Genomic DNA, 21,110 nt, shown 5'->3' on the forward strand with positions numbered 1-21,110 from the left:
TACACACCTTTACTGATTGAAAACAACGTAATGAATATGATTACTCAGTTAACACTCCATATAAAACCATTTCTGCTGTTGTCATCCAATGGTTACTCTCAGCTGGAGCAGCTTCAAGGGTATACCAGTAAAAGTCAGTCGTTATGCCGATAGCATTATAATAATCAAGATAGCTCACATGCGCTTGATGATCACGAGGGTAATCTAATGCAGCCTTACCACTGCCATCATCCCATGAATGAACACCTATTTTAGCGCCGGGGGCAATAGAACGTTTGACGCCCGCTAAAAACATATCTGTGCCGCCAGAGGCAACCATGCCATCCGCTGGAATGTGGGTATTGATACCGCGGTCTCTAATTTCCATTGACGCTAATAAATTAATTTCATCATCCATAGAGCCAGGCACGTTTTGCATTACCAGCGTGTTAATTTGTGGGTAGGTAGAAAATAATGTCTGCATAACAGCTAAAGTATCAGTGCCGATAACACCATTCATATAAACTGTAGTTGAACTAGTATCATTGTCTTTAAAAGTAAAGTAAGCCGCTTTAAAGTCCTCTTCACCGCCACCTTCGTCAGTATCCGCTTCAGTTGGGCTAATAATAAAATCTTGAGCTGAATAGTTTCCATCTGGTAATGACGTTGCCAAGCCATATTCAGCATTCGTTAATAAAGCATGCACCGTTAGATCTTTACTTTGTACTTTTTCCAGCGTGTTTAACTGCCACTCATTATTGATTTGAGCCAAACGTTCATCGCCTACTTGAGCCCCTAAAATAGAGGTTAATGACCAATACATATATTCAGTGACCATACAGCTGTAATTACAAGTTTCATCATCATAGGTATACCAAGCGCTACCTGGGTAGCTTGAGGGAATAGTTTCAAACTGACCGCCACGAGCGATATCCATAGCATTAGCGATGTCTGAGCCTATCGCTTCACCAAATACTTCAGGGTAAACACCAGCATAACCAACATGAGTTATTAGGTGTAAAACTTCTTCAATCGTTGCATCAAAACCGCCATCTGCCCCCGCAATAACCACTTCGCTGGCATACAAATCTTGTAACGCTTCTGACTCAGGTATTTTTTCAAATAAAGTCTCTATTTCCGCTTCATCTTTAGTCATGATTAAGGTCGCGCCTTGCTCAAGCATGTGCTCTACCACTAAGGCATTATCTGGCTGACCATCTCCATCATTATCTAGGTATTGCGCCATCACGTTAGCGGCGTGTAACATCGCTTCATCTGGGGTTTGTTCGGTACCGTAAATTGGAATACCAAATACAGAAATTTTCTTCGAAAAGGCTTGCTCTAATGCTGCATCCCCACCGTCTTCACTTTCATAAGTTAACGCTGGAATTTTATCTACACAGCTAGTATCAAGCGCTTTATTTGGCTCAGCTAAAAAGTCACTAGCCAGAGTATTAAAACAACTAGAGTCAGAAAACAGCTGTCCATGACCACCTTGTGGGTTAGTTATGTTTTGCGCATTAGGCATATTTTTAGCAACCAATGTGCCCCACGCTGCTGGTGTTTGTGTGTCTTGTAAACCATTAAGCATTAATACCGGTAAGTTACTGTTAACGGCATGTATCTCAATATCGTTGGCTGGGGTAACATCCCAAACGTTACAAGAAGCCTGATCAAAGCCCATATGGTACATATCAGCTACCGTAACTTGTATACTTGTCGACCAACCTTGACTATTATCACCCGTTAAGGCGGTAATATTTAAAAATGGATATTCTTCAGCGCAGATAGTGGATAAACCCATAGCGTTGTAAAATCTGTCTTCTGAGCCCTGTTCCTCATCTTGAGAGTTATCTTGTGTAGAGGCTTGTGCAGAGGCTTGTGCAGAGCCTTCACCTTCCCCCATACCTTGCTCAGCCATCATAGTTTCGATGACAGACAAATAGCTGCTAACATCTTCATTCACGGCTAATAAGTAATCAACAATTACCGGCTCTGTACCAAGCTCAAGTAATATTTGAATAAACTCTCGACTCTCATCAATCATGCCTTCAATGTGCATACGGGCAATAATATCTTCGATAACCATTTTGAACTCATCAGCAGGACAGTCAGCTGAATTGTCGCAGTTTTTTACTATTTGATTTAACGACTCATAATTTGCCCACGGCGTATCCGTAATACCGTTAACTTCTATCGGGAACATGCCATCGAGAATAACACTGCGAATACCTTCGCTATTTTCTCGCATAATCGTGGTGGCAAGACGAGTACCATATGAGATACCATATAAATTCCACTGTGGAATATCTAAGACCTTTCTTAACTCAACAAAGTCCATAGCACTTTGCACGCTGCGATAAGCATCTAAATCAATACCTGATGCTTCAAGCCTTGTTTTACAGGCTGTTAACTGCTCTGCTGTACCGGCTTCCTCAAATTCACTACAAAATAATGCTGGTTTTGAATAACCGGTACCACGTTGGTCAACTAAGTAGACATCCCTGTCGTTGATAAAGGTGCCAGTTGCAACGACTTGCGCAATACTGGAGCTGGCACTGCCACCCGGCCCACCTGCTAGATAAACAACAGGGTCGGCTTTTTTATTGGCTGAAGTAGACGCTAGTTTAATTACCGCTATTTCAATATTTTTCGTTGAGGCTGGTTTGCCATATATGGCGTGTTTTTCTGGCACTGTCAGATATCCACAACTAGATCCTGAGGTTAAAAGTGATAATTGTGGCGCTGACAGCATATCCTTACATTCAACGTCTTTATATGCGCTAACTTCAGGAACAGTTGGTGTGATTGTGGTTTCTTTTTTTGCATCAGAGCCACCACAAGCAGTTAATATGCTTGTCGTCATTACTGCCAAAGCAATAAGTGATTTATTTGTTTTAATCATTGATAGATATCCTTCATTACTAATTAATAGTTGCGCCCTAGTCGTTTGCAATAGTGTTTTTGCAAAGCTGTTATTCGCAACAAAAGCGATGAGTTATTATCAATTATTTAAAGGGGCTTTAGGGTAAGCGCAAGTAAGCGTTTGTAAGCACTTGGTTAGCTGTTTGCATTCAATGAGATAGAGGGGGTTTCAGTGAAAAGAAGCTAAAGTGCTTGATAAATCGCGGTGATTTGTACGCTAAACAAAACGATATTACTTCATCTATACAATCACAGCTGATACCCGCCTTAGCATGATGATTTTCTCTGGCTACTTTGCTGATACAACTGTTCTAACATGGTTAACTTGCTGTTGGAGCAGTCACTTTGGGTAGGCTAATAATAAAGTGTACCCCTGTAGCAGATTTTAATATTGATATGTCGCCATGTAACTGCTGGGTGATGATGCTTTTGGCAATACTAAGCCCTAAACCAATACAGCCTGACGTCCGGTTTGTACTATAGAATGGGGAAAAAATCTTCTTATGGTCTGCCTCATCAATACCTTTACCATTATCTAAATAATGTAGCTTGATAACCTTAGGGTAATTTTTAAATTTAATTTCTATTGCCGGATTTTCTACGCCAACTAAGCCATGCTCAAAGGAGTTTTTGCAGAGGATATGTAAAACTTTCAGGAATAATTCAGCTGAAATAAATGCCTGAGTATCAAGGTTTTCATTATGCTCAATGTCATACTTTACTTGATGACTATTCAGCTCATTCTTATATTTATCTAGCGCACCTTTTATTAAGGGATATAAAGCTATGGACTTACCAGTGGTTGAATAATCATTCGCTAATAGTTCCCTTAATGTCGTTACTTTCTCGGCAGAATCCCCTAAGCTTTTACTAAGAAGTTTGGCACTTGCTTGCATGGTATTAAGACAGTTAATTAGCGTTTTTTGGTTAAGTGATTTGTCATTTAATTTTTGCTGAATGTTTTCTATGTTTGACTCGATAATACTCGCAGTGGTAATTCCTACCCCTAATGGGGTATTAATTTCATGAGAAATGCCTTGGATCAACATAGTAATATCTTCAAGCTGCTGTTTTTCATCTTCAATACGTTGAAAATGTAATTGCTGCAATTGCACCTCAAAACTTTGCTTGATGGCTGCCAATAACTCCATGGTTGTTTCTGAGAAAACATGCTCTTTGTTATCTAAAATACAGACAGTGCCAAAGGGGCTACCTTCACCATCAACTATGGGTAAGCCCAAATAGGCCACCATATTAAGTTTTATGTCAGGGTTATTCTGCCACTTTTCATCAATGAGGGCATTTGGCACATGGAGTTGCTGCTGAGACTTAATAACGTGCTCACAATAAAGTCCTGAGCCATTGAGGACTTCAGCATCACCAATATTATAGGGATTTTCACTAGAATCGTTTTTGCTAAAAACGCTAATCTGCTCCTGATCTACTCTCATAACTAAGGCAACGGGTACCTCGGCAAGTTTAGCAACTACCGCAAGGGTTTTATTCCAGCTATCGATTAATTGCTGATAATTTTGATTATGCAAAGAATCTTCTCCATAAGGCCATGCATCAATTAATGGTAGTCATGGTAGCATAAGAAAGGATTGCTAAGTCAGCAATAGAAAGAGCTTTTAGTTACGCGCCTAGCTAAAAGGTAAGGCTTAAGGCTAAATAAATTCTCAATCAGTATGGCTGAGCAGCATGGTTGTTCCCCCCCTTACAAAGTAAGCCAGTGTAAGCAATAACCAACCTATGTAAGCACATGTAAGCTAGACTTTATTAGCGGGAACTTTTACGTTAAATTTGCATCCTGTTTTGAAAAAAAAGAAAACAAAGAGAAAAACAATGGACAAAACACGAATATTACTGATTGAAGATGACGCTGAAATATCACGCTTAACCGCCATGTATTTAGACGTTGAAGGTTATCAAGTTGCCGTTATTGATGATGGTTCACTGGCCTTAGCGGCAATAAAAAGAACTAAACCTGATCTAATAATTCTTGATTTAATGTTACCCGGCATGAGCGGTATTGAGATATGTAAAGCAGCCCGAGAATTTTACCAGCAACCAATATTAATTCTCACCGCTTGTGATGATGATATCAGTGAAGTCAGTTTACTAAAAATGGGCGCCGATGATTATTTAGTTAAACCCTTACGCCCGCATGTGCTCGTAGCCAGAATAGAAGCATTGTTAAGACGTACCCAAACTAATCAAGCAGCTGCAGCAACCGCTTTAACAATCAGTGAAGCCAGTAATAAAGTCACCTTTCAAGGCAAGTTATTAACGCTTACTGGCTCGGAATATGAAATGCTAAAATTACTTCACAAAAATGTCGGTAAGGTGATTTCACGTGAACAATGCTGTCAGGCACTAAGAGGCATAGATTATGACTTTAGTAATCGCTCTATCGACATGCGTATATCAGCTTTGCGAAAAAAATTAGGTGATGATCAAATGCCCTATCAAGTTATCACTACCATAAGAAACCAAGGTTATAAGTTAATTAATGAGTAAATTAGCAATAAAAAGCCTATCGCTTTCTTTATTCTCTCGCCTTTATTTAGTTATTGTTATTTCAGTAATTATTAGTATTTCATTAACCAAATATTTTATGAATAGCTTTGAGGAGCAAGAAGACTTTAACGAGCTTGTTGCTGAAATGAATTTTATTTTCAAAGAAATTTCGGTAAATGCCCAAAGACAAATAAATAGTGCTCAACAAGATATTCCACTCGGTTTTCCATTGGATAACTTTCTTAGCGCTAAACTCGTTAATCCCGAAATGAATAGTGAGGTTTGCCCTTCATGTCAATTAATCACTAGCATTAACAATACTTATTATTATCAAAGACATGATGGCGGGTATTTAGTCGAATTTAAACTACCTAACGCAAAAAGTAATATCATTATTATTGAGAAAAGTAATAGTGAACTCAACCCTGAGGACTTACCTAAAGACTTAGCTGAAGAATTGGCGGAAGAATTAGCTGAAGGTATAATATATGGTCAGGAGATTGATTTGATATTCCTGTCATTGATACTGGTCACTTCATTATTTCTTGGCATTGCCATTTATTGGCCAATCAAAAATCTCCAAAACCAAATTAAAGCACTTATTGATACTCACCAGCAATTTGGCTCCGGAGATATGCAGGCTAAGGCCAATGAAGATATCCAAAAACCTTTAGATAAGCTTGCTCATAGCTTTAATGACATGGCGCAAGCAATCGCTGACAATGTAAAAGAGCGTGATACTTTTTCCCAAGCCATTCCTCATGAAGTGAGAACGCCATTAAGTCGTATTCAATTAGCATCAGGGTTAATTCGTAGAAAAAGTACTGATTTAGATATATTGGCATTAGTTGATGACGTTGATAACTATGTGGTCGATATTAATGAATTGATAAGTCAGATTGTGGAATATTCAAAAATAAATTCAACTATCGTTGCTGGCTCAATCTCAAAGAGTGAAAGTGAGGTAGATCAGTTTCAAACGATTGAACTAAAGGCATTTATCGAATCAAGATTGCAGCTTTTAGCAAAAAACCAAAACAAAGAGTACAGCTTAATCGTTGGTGAATCACTAGAGCTAACGACCAACCCTTTCTATCTAAGGTTGTTAGTTGATAACTTTATTAAAAACGCCTTTAACTATGCCCAAGGTGAAATAAAAATTTCTGCCAAGGTCACTCGCTTTAATGGTAATCAGCAATTGTCTATAACTGTTGAAGATGATGGTGCTGGTATTCCGCTTGATGACAGAGAGACCATCTTTATTGCTTTTGCCCGATTGGATAAGAGTCGCAGCCGAAAAACTGGCGGTTTAGGTCTTGGTCTACCTATAGCAAAAGCTGCAGCGACAAAAATGGCCGGTAAAATTGTCGTCTCTGAATCGTATTTAGGTGGTGCACTGTTTTCTTTTACTAAAGAGCTTTAATAGCGAGTGTTTCATTACCACATTTTGCTAAACAACCGATGGTAACGAAACTATTTCTTTAGGAACGTTATTTAAGCTCTGTTTTTAACTCTTTCTTTAAGGTAAGTAAGTGCATCTAATCGATTAGCAAAAACATGCTCTGTTGGTATTTTATCGAGCAGCTTCAATTTATTAAAATCATTACGTACCCGTTCACAGACATTTGACAGTAAAATATCTCGTCCTTGATTTCGATAACTGACAATAATTTCTTCAATGGCGATAGTACTGGTAATGCCAACAAAGCGGGCATCGGTTAAATCAATGAGTAGAGTTTTATTTTGATCCGTCTCTGAAACACTTTGTTTTAAGCCGCGAGCAACACCAAAACCAATAGGTCCAGAAATATTAAGCAATAATACACTGTCATCCATCGCTTCAAATAATTGCTTTTCCGCAATAGTTAAATGTTCAGCTTCTTTAGCAGTGCAGAGCTTTATATTATCGAGTTGGATTTCTGATAAGCGGCGAATAGTGACTAGGTTTGCTAAAAACACACCAACTAATACCGCAGTGACTAGATCAAAGGCGACCGACATAACCATGGTAGAGATCATCAAACCAACGCTAAACAAGGGTATTTGATGGATGCGTTTAAGGAAGTTCCAATCAATGATACTGATGCCAACATGGGTCAAAATTGCCGCTAACACAGCCACTGGAATATAGGCGGTGTATTCCCCTGCCCATAAGACGATAGCTAAGATAAACAGCGCATGAAGAATGCCCGATAAAGGCGTAGTACCACCAGCCCTTAAATTGGTTACTGTGCGCATAGTTGCGCCACCACCAGGTAATGCGCCAAATAATCCAGCAACCATATTACCTATGCCTTGACCAACCAACTCTTGGTCAGAGTCATGTAATTCATTGGTAATACTATCCACTGTTAATGAAGTCATTAATGAATCAAGCGTACTTAAGGTGGCAATTAATAACGCCGATTTAATCATTTCACTGGCTAAAGAGCTTTCCCACACCGGCATATTAAAAGAAGGTAATTCACTGGCAATCGCGCCAACAACGGGCATTTCAGCGCCAGAAAAGATATAAAAGCATGTTGCACCTGCTACCGCAATAATGCTGGCTGGTACCACACGACTAAATTTTTGCGGCCAGATAAAGAGTATTGCTAAACAAGCCAAGCCCAATAAGGTATTAGTGCTAGTTAAGGTACCTAACGAAAGCTGTAATTCGGGTAAAGAGTGACCAAATAATGGCTCGATTTGAGAAAGAATGATTAATACGCCAATACCCGAGGTAAAGCCTGATATAACCGGGTATGATACGAGAATAAAATACTTACCTAGCTTAAAAAAGCCAAATAACATTTGAAACAAACCAGCAAGTGTTACCACGGTAAATGCTGCCGCAATGCCATTATCGGGCGATTGCGCGACAAAGCTAGTTAATATGGCCACCATGGCAACGGTTAAACCCGTATTGGGGCCAGAAATTTGTTGATTAGTGCCGCCAAACAAAGAAGCAAATAAACCGGTTATAATTGCACAATAAATACCTGCGCTGGCGCCCGCTCCCGATGTAACCCCGAAAGCTAAAGCAAAAGGTAAAGCAACAATTGTTGATGTCAACGCACCAAAAACATCACCTTTAATGGTTTGTCGATTAAAATGTGCTAGAGAGAGCATGGCTACCTAATTTAATTTTATGGTTAATGACATTAACTTACCTGAAAGTATTACCGCCTATTTGATATCGCGTACTTTTCTCAAATAATGCCGTGAAAAACCCTCTTGCTAAACGATTTACAGCAAAACTGCTGTCGCTCGAATGAGGCTTACGGGGAATTGTACACTAAAAAAGCATTTCTTGACACTATTGACAAGTTTTCTGTTTTAAGGATAGGATGAAGTGTTGTTCATGAGACAAAAAGCAAAAATTAATAATGACATTTGCGAGAACTAAATTCTGGGAGCTATGCTGAAACCTTCGGATTATTCAGAATTGAATATACCTTGATTTTACCAGGTGAAATTTGCATGTTTTACTTTTCACCGTGTTATCAAGTTAACTTTAATTTATAGGGTATCGCGAATATCCTATAGTCCAGAAGAGTTTCACCATATGGAATTAACAAGCAACTATACTTATTAACTTTAACTTTTATTTATGTATTAATGATACAGCTAAACAGAAATTGGGTCCAACACAGCCTCTTTCTAGCAAGCGCTGGCATTATCGAGTTTATCGGTAGCACAGCAACAAAAAGGTCAATAACTAAAATTATTACAAGTAGGTCAACTTTAAAAATACAAATAAACGACCTTAAATATCAATCAACGAGAGAACTGTAGTTATGGAACAGGTTAGTAAATCTTACGAGAAGCAAGAAGAGCAAGAAGATAAAGCTAAAGACTTAGGTCTGTTAGAACGTCTTTTTAAACTATCACAGCATAATACATCGATAAAAACTGAGCTTATGGCGGGTCTTACGACCTTCGTGACCATGTCATATATTATGTTTTTAAACCCGGTAATTATGTCAAATACGGGCATGCCATTTGATGGTTTGTTCTTAGCCACCTGTTTAGGTGCTGCTATTGCCACTATATTAATGGGTATGTATGCTAACTGGCCTGTTGGCCTTGCGCCAGGCATGGGTTTAAATGCCTTCTTCACTTTCTCCGTCGTCGGCGGCATGGGTTACAGTTGGGAAATTGCCCTAGGTGCGGTCTTCCTTTCCGGTGTTCTCTTTGTATTCATGAGTGTTACCCGACTAAGGGAATGGATGCTTGATAGTATTCCCATGAGCTTACGACTTGCCATGACCGCAGGTGTTGGGCTTTTCTTAGGTTTCATCGGCTTACGTTTCACCGGCATTATTGTTGCTAGTCCTGATAACGTAGTTGCTCTTGGCGACATGACTCACTTTGGCTTTGGTCAATTTGGTCCAGAAGCACCGGCATTAGGTTTCTTAAGTTTCTTACTTATTGCGGTGCTTAGCTATCGTAAAGTATTTGGTGCGGTAATCATTGGTATTGCCACAGTAACCTTACTTGCTTTTGTTATGACTTGGGTGTTACCTGCTGATTTCTTCGTTATTTCTGAAGCAGCTAAATCTTTTGCTCCTGCATCTGGTTTTGTTTCTTATAGTGGCATACTCGCTGTTCCTGAGTTTTCTGCTCTTGAGCCTATCTTATGGAAAGCCGATATTGCCGGCGCTTTTCAAGTAGCGTTAATTCCTGTTATTGTAACTTTCTTATTCGTTAACATTTTCGATACCGCGGGCACCTTAATGGGTGTTGCTGAGCGTGCTGGCTTGCAAGACAAAAATGGCAAGATTGAAGGCTTAAGCAAGTCTTTAAAAGCTGACTCAATCGCTTCTGTTATTGGTACAGGTTTTGGTTGTCCTCCGGTAACTTCTTATGTTGAATCTGCTGCAGGTGTTGCTGCTGGTGGCCGTACTGGTCTAACCGCGGTAACTATCGGCTTATTATTTGCTGTTGGTATGTTCTTCTTGCCACTAGCCAAAATGCTACCTGCCTTTGCCGTTGATGGCGCGCTTATCTATGTAGCTATGTTGATGATGAGCTCACTTAAAGGCTTAGATTGGGACGACTTAACGGAATACGCACCAGCCGTGTGTACTACGATTATGATGGCGTTTACCTTCTCTATCGCTAACGGTATTGCCTTTGGTTTTATCACCTACACTGTATTAAAAGTAGGTACGGGTAAATCAGACCAAGTATCTAACGGTGTTTGGGCGTTAACTGTTTTATTTATTGCTAAGTTTATTTTCTTAAACTAAAGACAATATTCGCTAAACCTAAAAAAGCCTTTGTTCACAAAGGCTTTTTTTTGCATGTACAATAGTTAGAAAAAGTAAGAGGCTGTTGAGCGGTATCTGCTTAGCATGATTATAAAACGGTTGCTTTGTATAATATTTCGACAGTAAAAGTTCAACAGCCCTAGCATTTGTAATTTTTTATTCATATAGTTTCAATACCCAACGAACAGCTAATCGCTGAATTTATTAATTAACCAACAAGAAAGAAATAACGATGAAACATACTATTGAGGTCATGATCTCAGAAGAAGAAATCAGAGAACGCGTTGCCCAAATTGGCCAGCAGATCAGTGAACATTATCAAGGCAGCGATAATTTAGTCATGGTCGGTTTGCTACGTGGTTCTTTTGTTTTTATGGCCGACTTAGCCAGAAAGATTACCGTTAATCATAGCGTTGATTTTATGACTGCATCGAGTTACGGCAATAGCATGGAAAGCTCTCGTGACGTTCATATACTAAAAGATCTTGATGATAATATTGAAGGCAAAGATGTTTTACTGGTAGAAGATATTATTGATACCGGTAATACCTTAAGTAAAGTTGTCGAAATTTTAAGTTTACGTGCTCCTAATTCAATTGAAATTTGTACCTTATTAGATAAACCGAGTCGTCGTGAAAAAGATGTTCCGGTAAAATGGATTGGCTTTGAAATTCCTGATGAGTTTGTCGTTGGTGTAGGTATTGACTATGCACAAAAATATCGTCACCTGCCTTATATTGGTAAAGTTATTCCTGAAGAATAAGCTACTTTACTGACAAATATTATGTATAAAAAATCCGACACTAGGTCGGATTTTTTGTTTCAGCCTTAACGAACATGAGCTTATTTCAACGTATTAACGACTTGAACGTTTATGCTTCATAGCGGAAAACTTTTCTAACTGCTCTTCTGTTAATACACTCTTCATGGCAAATTTACTTTTTACTTTCACTAATGCCATCGCAGCAAAGACATCTTGATTACTCGCATGTAATTGACTAAAAGCTTGCTCATCAAAGGTCTCTGCAGACATTAATGTTTTAACTTGCTGACGAAAAGCTTCCATTGCTGGTTTTAATGCTTGCATCTGCACCTTAGCTTCACTTTTAAGTGCTTTAATATCTGCTTGCTGAGTTTCTGATAAATCCAGTTTACGAGTCAGCTTGGCGAATTTTTTTTCACTCATTTTCTGATAGCTTCTATCACCACTTTTATGGTGGTTATGATTGCTATCGCTACCAGCAAAGCTAACAGGCGATAAAACCAAAGCTGAACAAAGTGACGTGGCAATGGCAATATTTTTAAGGGTAGTTTTCATTTGATATTTCCTTGTTAGCTATTTTTAACCCTCTTGGCAAAGAGTTAAATTAACTTCAATTAAGTTGTCTTAAGTGGTTTTTCAGTTCAGCTTTAGTATATCTAGGTATTTTGCAAAGCAGTGCAAGGCTGTGTAAAGCTATGTAAAGTTATGTTCTGTGTCGCTAAGATCACGTAAACTAATTGCTAGGAAACGAATTAAAATCCAGGCAGTCATGCCTCTTCTTAATAAAGTAGTACTCATATGACCCAAGCCATTACTCAAACTAAACACATTTTATTAATAGATGATGACCAAGAACTTGCCGAGTTACTTACCGAGTACCTCGCCTGTGAAAACATTAAGGTAACCTCTTGTTTAGATGGTGCTAGTGGTTTAGCAAAAGCGTTTGATGATTGTTTTGATCTGATACTACTAGATGTCATGATGCCGGTACTCAATGGCTTTGAAGTGTTAAAGGCACTGGGCGGTAACCATAAAACCCCAATTTTAATGCTAACGGCTAGGGGCGATGATAATGATAAAATCTTAGGGCTAGAATTAGGCGCCGATGATTACCTAGCAAAACCCTTCAAACATAGGGAATTATTAGCGCGTATTAACGCCATTTTTAGACGCATCACCATTGTCAAAAGCCAGAGTACTACCGAGATAAAAGAGCCAACAGAACAACTTATTGTCAACCAAGTTAGGATTAACCAAGCGACCCGTGAAATATTTTGTCAAAAGACCTTACTTGAATTAACCGGTACTGAATATTTAGTGCTGGTTTATATGCTTGAACATCACGGTCAAATTATCAGTAAAGCTGAGATATCTGAACAAGTACTGCAACGGAAACTCAGTCCATATGATAGAACCGTTGATGTACATGTCGGCAATGTCCGTAGAAAGTTGCTCGCTATAGACCCAGTAGACAAGATGAAAACAGTGCGTGGCGCAGGTTATGTCTTTTTACAAGGAGAGCAGTAACAGTGCTTAAACAAAATAAAGGGCAGAACAAGTTTGCCTTAGGTATTAGCTTAAAGCTATTTATCGCTTTTTGGTTAGTGATAATCACCTCAGTGCTGATTAGCTATTTAATCACCATGCAATTTAGGCATAGCCCAAGCCAAGAACAGGCTAATCCACAAAAATTGAAATTATTAACACTTTATCAGCAAAGACTAGCTGGTAAAACACACGTAAAACTTAAAGCATTACAACACAAATTCCACCGAAAACATCAGCAACATTTACTCATAAAAAAAGTAGCTACTAACAAGGTTTATGCGCCGAGAAATCGCGGCTGGTCACAAGTAAAAGACTACTTAAAAAGGCACCCCCTTAATAACCCGGTTACTATTGATTTTGATTTTACTAAGGTTACCTCTTCTCAGCCCATAGTAATTAATGGTGAACAGTTTCAACTATTTATAGCCAATGAGTTACACAGAAAACGTTTAGTGAGTTTAGTCTCCCAATTACCTATTGCCTTACGTCTTTTTTTCTTATTAACCATTAGCTTTTTATGTTGCTGGTTATTAGCTAAAAGCTTTACTAAGCCTTTAATAGCGCTGCAAAAAGCCAGTAGAGAATTAGGTGAAGGTAAGTTGGCAACCCGTATAACACAATTTGACCAACGCTCTGATGAGTTTGGCGATCTAGCCCGTAGCTTTAACCAAATGGCCAAGCAATTAGAAAGCAATATTAGCGCCCATCAGCGTTTGTTAGCCGATGTTTCCCATGAACTCAGGTCGCCATTAACTCGTCTACAGTTAGCCGTCGCTTTAGCCGAAAAAAACATGGGCAATAACGCTGAGCAACAGAAGCATTTAAACCGCTGTGAAAAGGAAGTCGATCGTTTAGATGAAATGATTGCCGATGTACTGACTCTTTCAAGACTAGAGCATAGCCATAATACCTTTACTGTCGAAGAGGTCGAATTACAAGGGTTGGTTACACACGTTGTTAATGACTGCCAATACTTTGCTACAAGTAAGGGGGTCACCATAGCGTTACAAGGGAAAGTTAGCGGTTTTATTTTAGCCGACAGTAAACTACTCGTCAGTGCTATCAGCAATATAGTTAATAACGCGGTGAAATATTCACCCGCTCAGCAAGTAGTGACTATTGAATTAAGCCAGCAAGATGAGCAAGTAATGCTAAGTGTTGCTGATCATGGCCCTGGTGTGCCAAATGAAATGATAACAAAGCTTTTCACGCCATTTTTTCGTGTTGCCGATGGCAGAGAGCGCAGTAGCGGTGGTACAGGTTTAGGTCTAGCCATAGCCCAACAAGCGATCCAATTACATCAAGGTGAGATATACGCAGAAAATCAGCCTGGAAGTGGCTTAAAGGTAACTATAATTCTTCCCTCTGTATGGAAATAGCTTTAATTAAATAACAATACGACTTTATCTTTTGTAGTCAAAAAGCAGCTATATTTTCATCTGCTTTTTATTTGTTTATTCCTCAACAATAAAATTGAAACGGTTGAAATATTTAGCGACAAAAAACGCCTTGAACACCTGTGTACTGATGTGACATCGTGAATCGTTTTGATCAGACTTTAATAACATAAGATGGAATTTCAAATGAAAAAAATAATAACACTATGCGCTGTACTTATACTTAGTATGAATGTCGCGTCTGCAACTCAACCGGGTAAAAACATAAGTAAAGCCAGTTATGACAAGGTTTTGTCTACCTTTGTCGATGCAAAAGGACCAGGTGCAGCCGCTATCGTCAGCCAGCACGGTAAAGTACTTTTATAAAGGCGCGCTAGGCATGGCTAATATAGAGCTGCAAGTCCCCTTAAAAACCAACAGTATTTTTCGTCTTGGCTCTATTACTAAACAGTTTACCGCTACTGCTATTATGATGCTCGCTGAGCAAGGAAAATTATCTATTGATGATGATATTCATAAATACGTAGCTGATTTCCCAACTGAAGATCAAGTTGTCACTATTGCCAACCTATTGAGCCATACCTCAGGCATAGCAAATTATACCGAAGATGAACATGTTTGGAATAAACTGATCCCGACACAAACAACGCTTGATGACATGCTGAAAGAGTTTGCCAAACATCCTATGCCATTAAAAACCGGCGAAGCAATGCGTTATTCAAATACTGGTTATGTTTTATTAGGTAAAATTATCGAAGTTGCCAGTAAAAAATATTATGCTGACTTTATTAAACAAGATATATTTGCCAAATTAGGCATGAAAAATAGCCACTTTGGCGGCACTCAACTTATTACGAATAGAGCTAATGGTTACTCTCGTTCAGAGCAAAGTGTCGTTAATGCTGACCCTATTAATATGATGTGGCCGCACGCAGCTGGTTCATTATTATCCACCGTTGATGATTTAAATATTTGGTTTACTGCCCTTCGCGACGGCACCTTAATTTCTAAAGCGAGTTATCAAAAGATGATCACGCCCTTTGTGCTTAATGATAAAAGCACCTCTGAGTATGGTTATGGCTTAGGCATGTTTAAAGTCAATAAGTACACAGCAATTGGTCACGGCGGTGGTATTCACGGTTTTGTTACTCACGCTTTTTACTTACCCGAAGAAGATCTTTATGTCGCCGTATTAAATAATAGTGATTCTGATGGTAATCCACGTGATATAGCCTTACTGCTTGCAGCAAAAGCGCTAAATTTAAATATCCCTGAGTTTAAAGCGATAACGCTAGCAGGCCATAAAATAAAGACTATGATGGGTACTTATCAAGTAAGTGGTGAATCACAACGCACATTAACGTTTGAAAATAATGTCGTTTATTCACAACGTGATGACGGCCGTAAATGGGTAATTAAGCCAATGTCTGACAATAGTTTCTACTATGAAGGCAGCCTGTCCTATTTCACTATTGATAAGAACAAGCAAGGTAAACAGGTGATGAATTTTTACAGTGATTTATCTACCGAGCCGAGCCCTGCAATAAAAGCTGATTAGTAACGTTCATGTATTCTATCGTTAGCTAAATTAAACTAGGTTACACGAGTAAAAAGGATGCTTCAGCATCCTTTTTACCTTCAAATACTATATATATTCCGGTTATAAAAACTAAATTTACCCGATATACAATAGCTATTCGATTAGCTTTTAAAACACATCCCAATGCTCAACAATTTTTTTAATATTGTTATCTAAACGCCATAAATCTACCGTTTGCAAATTATCGGTTCCCGGTCCCGAAAATGTCCAAATTAGATCACCTTCAGCCAAGGTCAAAAAGATTGATAAACCTCCAGTTCCCCCGCCACTAACGAAGTTATACAATCCATCACTACCATTAGGAACCCAATAATTATGCTGCAAGTAGCTTGGGTCGACTAATTCATCAATTAAATCAAGGTTCTTATTGTTGAATAAGTCCAAATAAAAATCAGTAATTATAAGTTTATTTATTTCTTCAACACTCCTATTGGTATTAGCATAGGTATTGGTCGGGTAAATATATAAATCGCTAAAAACAGAGTTACCACTTGCCGTATTCATATTGGGAGTCATAGTAACATCCCAATGTTCCGTAATAACACTGTCTGACAATTTATATAAGTCAACTCTAGCACTTCCAATAAACTCATTATCAACATCTTGTGCATAGTGCCAATGTACTGCGACATAATCGCCATCGGCAACAATATGCTTAATCGTGGCGACATGATTCGGGTTATTAGTAATCATTGCCTCAAAATACTCTTCTTGCCCTGCAACACCCGCTACAATTTCGGTATTATGCTGAATAAAATCTTCTGCATATAAGGAAGTAACTAACCCGGTATTTAAACCATTAATCACATCCGTATAAATTTGTTCAACCACAACTTTATTGGCTTTTTCTTCCTCTGCACAGGCGGTAACACCTAACAATAATATGATACTAACAAGCTTGATTATGTTCATTTAACTTCCTTTTGTAGACTATTTTATTTAATAAATTCCGAACTTAATACTATTCGCGTAATGTTTGTGTGAATGAATTTGATAAAAATTAATATCACAATTCGATTTTGTGTTAATGTGATGTAAAAATACATAATGAAAAAATAAAGAATAAATCATTATTTTATTTACCTTTAATTCAAGTGGTTACATACATTGACAACAACAAAATTTAATGATGAATTCAGTTTTAGTGAGTTTAAAGTTATCCCACAAGCTAATTTGTTAATTAAAAGATCACAGAAAAAACGCCTTGAAGCTAAAGTGATGTCCTTATTAATTCTACTGGCTAGCAAAAGTGGTGAGGTTGTTACACGTAGTGAAATTTTAGCGGCTTTGTGGCCAAATATTGTCGTAGGTGATGAAGTCATTTCCCAGCTCATCTACTCATTACGAAATGCGCTAGCTGACGATGCAAAAAATCCAAAATATATCGAAACGATCCCCAAAAAAGGCTATCGATTTATTGCCGAAATAAAAGTAACCAATACAGATAAAATCACGCCGATAGAGAGCAAAGAAAGAACAAATATTTTGGCTAATAACAACCGAGTTAGTTTGAACAGAAAATGGCTAGTAAGTATTTTCTTACTATTAATCACACCATTTTTTTATGCTTGGTTGGTGAGTAATGACAACTTACAGAAGAGTATTATTAACTTAAAAATTCAGAACATTTTGCCTGTCACCCAAGATATAGGTGTTGAAGGTGATTTTAGCTTTCATGAAAACCATAAAAAAATGGTTTATATAAGCTCTCAGGAAAAACGGGTTGATCTCTACTTGAAGACATTAGGCCAAAATCGCTCAGAGCAAATTACCAATGATGATTGGGTTGAATATTCACCCTTATGGTTAGATAAAAACACGCTTACCTATATCCGAGAAAAGTCAGGCCAATTCCAAATTATCCGTCATGTTCTCCAAAAAAATGCTGAAGTTATTTATGAATCTGATAACGCCATTTTTAATTTAGCACTAAGGGAAAATGCACCATTTACCATAAGTTTTATTGAATACGATAATTACCAACATAATAAATTACATGAAATTAAATCAATAAATTTTATTAATAATAAAGTAACTTATTTACATGAATCAACACTGCATTTACCGAGTGATATTCGATATCAGATCTACTCTTTAGACGGTCAGACTCTTTATTTTTTTAACAACAGTGATCAGGTAAAAGAAATTGTCTCTTTAGATTTAAAGAGCAACCAATACAAAACGCTCACCAACAAGTTCTCTTGGGTCGAACATATAGCTTTGCTTGATTCAGGAAACTTACTTATTTCAGGAGAGGTGTCAGCAACTAAGGGTATTTGGCAGCTAAACTTAAGTGACTATTCTATTAAAAGTCTACTACCCAGCTCTAGTGGACAACGCATTACTCGAGCAAAATTCAAACAAGGTCAAATTTATTATGCCACTTATAAAGCTTCGGCTAATCAAGTAATAGCGGATATTAAACAGCAAACTTTTGATTTTTTACCAAAACTCAATAGTGATGCCAACGAATATTATGGTATTTATTCAAAAGACAATAAAACAATTTATTTTGTTTCAAATCGCACCGGCTATTATGAGCTATGGTCCTATAACGTTAACTCTCAGATAACCACACAAGTGACTCAATTACAGGCAAGTTTTATATATAAGCCCGCTTTATCTAATACTGAAGAACTGCTTGCTGTTGTCTATGAAAAAGAAGAGTTATGGCTCTCCATAATTTCATTAACTACAGGGGAACCTGTGAATGAAAGTAAAATTCCCAGTATGAAATACCCATTAATATGGAGTAAAGATGATAAAAGCATATATATTAGCGAACACAAAAAACACGTTAATATATACCAATACGACAGTGTTACTTTAAAAGCAAAATTAATACAATCTAGAGCTGGGCTTTTTGCCCAAGAGAGTACCAATGGGGAAAGTCTCACATTTATTGATTACAAGATAGGCGGCTTAATTAGTAAAAACATCACTAATGGTACAATATCGCAACTTAGCAGCTCAATTTCTAATTTAGAGTTTCTACGACCTGGAGAACTAAAAGCGGTTGAACAATCTATTTTTGCTGTAAAAAAAGACGGGCCTAAAAGAAAGATAGAGAGGTATGCCATAACAAATGATAATCAAACTCCTCGCAGTAAGATATTGATGGACTTACCTAACTGGTCTCGAGTAACTGACTTTAATGCAAATGGCACCAAAGCTATTTTTTTCAAAGTCAGTCCGCCAGAAGGCGATATTATGACAATACTCTTTGAGCAATAACAATGGCACTTTCATACTATCTGTTTTTATTTAACCTGTATGCTGCTTAGTTTGAGATTAAACAGATTAAATTGGTTATATAGCTTACTAAAAGAACACTTGGCCGCATTCAACTGTCACAGTTGGAATAATAAGAATAACGTGATGGCTAGAATATAAAAACACCAGAATAGGAATTTTTATGCCACGTTTATTTACTTCGGTATTACTAAGCGGTCTGCTTATTTCGGTAACTAGCTTCGCTACTGAAATCATTTTAACTACCTCAGATAATTTCTCCCTGAAAGCGGATTATTATCCAGGGGAAAATATTACGAAAAAACTAAGTAATCGCGCCGTATTAATGCTGCATCAGTGTAATTACAATCGCACTATGTACAACGCCATTGGCGAGCAATTAGCACAACGCGGCATTCATGCGCTTAGTCTAGACTTTAGAGGTTTTGGCGAAAGTATTAGTGAAAAATACAACGTCGATGTAATCCAAAAATTACCGCAAGCAGAGCGAAGACAGGCTTGGTCAAAAATGTCAGCACACTGGCCCGAAGACGTACAGATAGCCTTTGATTATTTAAAAAGTAAAATAGCTACAAATGGTAAAGTGGGCATAATTGGTGCTAGTTGCGGCGGTAGCCAAGCCATCACCCTAGCTGAAAAAGAAAGTATTAGTGCTATTAGCTTTTTCTCTTCATCCCAGCGTGATGAAAATATTGCTCGCTATAGTAAAACACTAGTTGAAAAACCTACACTTATCATAGCTTCAGAAGACGATGGTAGAACCTTCACCAGTGCCAAACTGCTATTTTCAGCCGCTAAACATCCCAAGAGTAAAATGATCTCTTATAAAGGCAGCATGCATGGCTATCCATTACTTGAGAGTGATAAACAGTTAACACAAACCATCGTTGCATGGTTTGCTAGTGAGTTAAAATAAGTATGCGACAATAATAATGCTCAAGCGAATCACACAAACTTGCTAATTCTAGTTTGTGTGGTTGGTCTTTTAATTACTTATTGCTGCCACTGGCTAGTGTGCAGACAGCCAAAAATCATCTTGTTCCACTTTGTAGCAACTAAATATTTTTTCACAACTTCTATTGTTTGATCTTAAGGCAGTTCCAGCCTCTAGCTTTGTACTTTTAAAACTAAAGGCTTCAGGGTCAAACATATCTTCAAACGAAGGGCTTGATGGTATATTGGTGGTTTTATTAGCATGATTAGTCCAAGGGATTTCAGCCAATGTTTTAGCAATATTTCCCTCTGAACCGGTACTGGTACTATTACCGGTAAGAATATTAGCTTGTAACTCACTAATAATTTCGTTTACTTTAATATAGTGACCTTCATCTACTTGACCACTTTTATATAAATAGCTCGCATATTGTTGCGCCACATAGTGCTTGTTTTTTAATGCTTTACCCAGCCATTTGTCTGATTCGCCAACATCTTTGATGCCAAATTCGCCGGTACCAAAAATAATAGCCAATAAAAAAGCTGATTCTGTATGACCATTTCTGGCCGCCTTCCTCAAATATCTAATACCCTCTTTATTATCAATAAAGTTATCCTCCATTAAATAAAACACACCAGCGCGGTATTGTGCATGGGCAAATTTATAATGTGAGGCTTTACGAAAGCTTTTAATCGATTTTTCCAGGTTTTTTTCTGTGCCGTAGCCTTGGTAATAAAGCTCACCTAGCGCTGAAAGAGCTAGAGCTCCTTTCACTTTAACCATAGACTGCCATTTATTGAAAAATATGACACAACTATCTTCCATACATGACTTTACCGGAATAGCCTGAGTTACTGGAGATATGGTGCTTAAGGTAAGAGCTGCTACTATATAAATCAGCTTTCGATAAATCATTGTTATTATTCCATTAATACAA

At 37.9% G+C, this 21,110-nt stretch carries 16 protein-coding genes; 10 read left to right on the plus strand and 6 right to left on the minus strand.

The window, feature by feature from the left end; all coding sequences use genetic code 11:
* Positions 1–40 precede the first annotated feature (40 nt).
* Positions 41–2,884 carry an alpha/beta fold hydrolase gene (locus tag HRT55_RS12320; RefSeq protein ID WP_291621643.1) on the minus strand — a complete coding sequence of 948 codons (2,844 nt, stop codon included), beginning with the start codon at positions 2,882–2,884 and terminating at the stop codon, positions 41–43.
* A 340-nt stretch (positions 2,885–3,224) separates the two neighbouring features.
* Positions 3,225–4,448: a GAF domain-containing sensor histidine kinase gene (locus HRT55_RS12325; RefSeq protein ID WP_291621645.1), complete on the minus strand. Its 1,224-nt coding sequence runs from the start codon at positions 4,446–4,448 to the stop codon at positions 3,225–3,227.
* 301 nt (positions 4,449–4,749) lie between these two features.
* Here HRT55_RS12325 and HRT55_RS12330 point away from each other — a divergent pair, with 301 nt between their 5' ends.
* Both HRT55_RS12330 and HRT55_RS12335 read left to right on the plus strand, forming a co-directional pair.
* Positions 4,750–5,424, plus strand: coding sequence for a response regulator transcription factor (locus HRT55_RS12330; RefSeq protein ID WP_291621647.1), 675 nt, complete (start codon positions 4,750–4,752; stop codon positions 5,422–5,424).
* Positions 5,417–6,847 (plus strand): ATP-binding protein, encoded by a 1,431-nt coding sequence (locus HRT55_RS12335; protein WP_291621649.1) that lies wholly within the window; start codon positions 5,417–5,419, stop codon positions 6,845–6,847. The genes HRT55_RS12330 and HRT55_RS12335 overlap by 8 nt, the downstream gene beginning before the upstream one ends.
* A 71-nt stretch (positions 6,848–6,918) precedes the next feature.
* Here HRT55_RS12335 and HRT55_RS12340 read toward each other — a convergent pair whose 3' ends face one another.
* On the minus strand, positions 6,919–8,535 hold the full coding sequence (locus HRT55_RS12340) for a SulP family inorganic anion transporter (protein WP_291621651.1): 1,617 nt from the start codon (positions 8,533–8,535) through the stop codon (positions 6,919–6,921).
* A gap of 791 nt (positions 8,536–9,326) precedes the next feature.
* Between HRT55_RS12340 and HRT55_RS12345 the strand changes: the two genes are divergently transcribed.
* Both HRT55_RS12345 and hpt read left to right on the plus strand, forming a co-directional pair.
* Positions 9,327–10,658 (plus strand): NCS2 family permease, encoded by a 1,332-nt coding sequence (locus HRT55_RS12345; protein ID WP_291615998.1) that lies wholly within the window; start codon positions 9,327–9,329, stop codon positions 10,656–10,658.
* 253 nt (positions 10,659–10,911) lie between these two features.
* Positions 10,912–11,442 carry a hypoxanthine phosphoribosyltransferase gene (gene hpt / locus HRT55_RS12350; protein WP_291621653.1) on the plus strand — a complete coding sequence of 177 codons (531 nt, stop codon included), beginning with the start codon at positions 10,912–10,914 and terminating at the stop codon, positions 11,440–11,442.
* Between the two features lie 93 nt (positions 11,443–11,535).
* Here hpt and HRT55_RS12355 read toward each other — a convergent pair whose 3' ends face one another.
* Positions 11,536–11,997: a Spy/CpxP family protein refolding chaperone gene (locus HRT55_RS12355; RefSeq protein ID WP_291621655.1), complete on the minus strand. Its 462-nt coding sequence runs from the start codon at positions 11,995–11,997 to the stop codon at positions 11,536–11,538.
* 243 nt (positions 11,998–12,240) lie between these two features.
* Here HRT55_RS12355 and HRT55_RS12360 point away from each other — a divergent pair, with 243 nt between their 5' ends.
* The 4 genes from HRT55_RS12360 to HRT55_RS12375 all read left to right on the plus strand — a co-directional run bounded on the left by HRT55_RS12360 (position 12,241) and on the right by HRT55_RS12375 (position 15,945).
* Entirely contained in the window at positions 12,241–12,969 is a 729-nt protein-coding gene (locus HRT55_RS12360; protein WP_291621657.1) for a response regulator transcription factor, read from the plus strand.
* Between the two features lie 2 nt (positions 12,970–12,971).
* Positions 12,972–14,369 carry an ATP-binding protein gene (locus HRT55_RS12365; protein ID WP_291621659.1) on the plus strand — a complete coding sequence of 466 codons (1,398 nt, stop codon included), beginning with the start codon at positions 12,972–12,974 and terminating at the stop codon, positions 14,367–14,369.
* A 204-nt stretch (positions 14,370–14,573) separates the two neighbouring features.
* Positions 14,574–14,753 (plus strand): hypothetical protein, encoded by a 180-nt coding sequence (locus HRT55_RS12370; protein ID WP_291621661.1) that lies wholly within the window; start codon positions 14,574–14,576, stop codon positions 14,751–14,753.
* A gap of 13 nt (positions 14,754–14,766) precedes the next feature.
* On the plus strand, positions 14,767–15,945 hold the full coding sequence (locus tag HRT55_RS12375) for a serine hydrolase (protein WP_291621663.1): 1,179 nt from the start codon (positions 14,767–14,769) through the stop codon (positions 15,943–15,945).
* 150 nt (positions 15,946–16,095) lie between these two features.
* Here HRT55_RS12375 and HRT55_RS12380 read toward each other — a convergent pair whose 3' ends face one another.
* Positions 16,096–16,899 (minus strand): ester cyclase, encoded by an 804-nt coding sequence (locus HRT55_RS12380; protein WP_291621665.1) that lies wholly within the window; start codon positions 16,897–16,899, stop codon positions 16,096–16,098.
* Positions 16,900–17,094: 195 nt separating this feature from the next.
* Between HRT55_RS12380 and HRT55_RS12385 the strand changes: the two genes are divergently transcribed.
* Positions 17,095–19,221, plus strand: a complete 2,127-nt coding sequence (locus tag HRT55_RS12385; protein ID WP_291621668.1) for a winged helix-turn-helix domain-containing protein — start codon at positions 17,095–17,097, stop codon at positions 19,219–19,221.
* Between the two features lie 181 nt (positions 19,222–19,402).
* Positions 19,403–20,155, plus strand: coding sequence for an alpha/beta hydrolase (locus tag HRT55_RS12390; RefSeq protein WP_291621669.1), 753 nt, complete (start codon positions 19,403–19,405; stop codon positions 20,153–20,155).
* A gap of 93 nt (positions 20,156–20,248) precedes the next feature.
* Here the strand turns inward: HRT55_RS12390 and HRT55_RS12395 are convergent, their stop codons facing one another.
* Positions 20,249–21,088: a tetratricopeptide repeat protein gene (locus HRT55_RS12395; RefSeq protein WP_291621671.1), complete on the minus strand. Its 840-nt coding sequence runs from the start codon at positions 21,086–21,088 to the stop codon at positions 20,249–20,251.
* Positions 21,089–21,110 lie beyond the last annotated feature (22 nt).

Source organism: Colwellia sp. (genome assembly GCF_013214175.1).
Taxonomy (GTDB): domain Bacteria; phylum Pseudomonadota; class Gammaproteobacteria; order Enterobacterales; family Alteromonadaceae; genus Colwellia.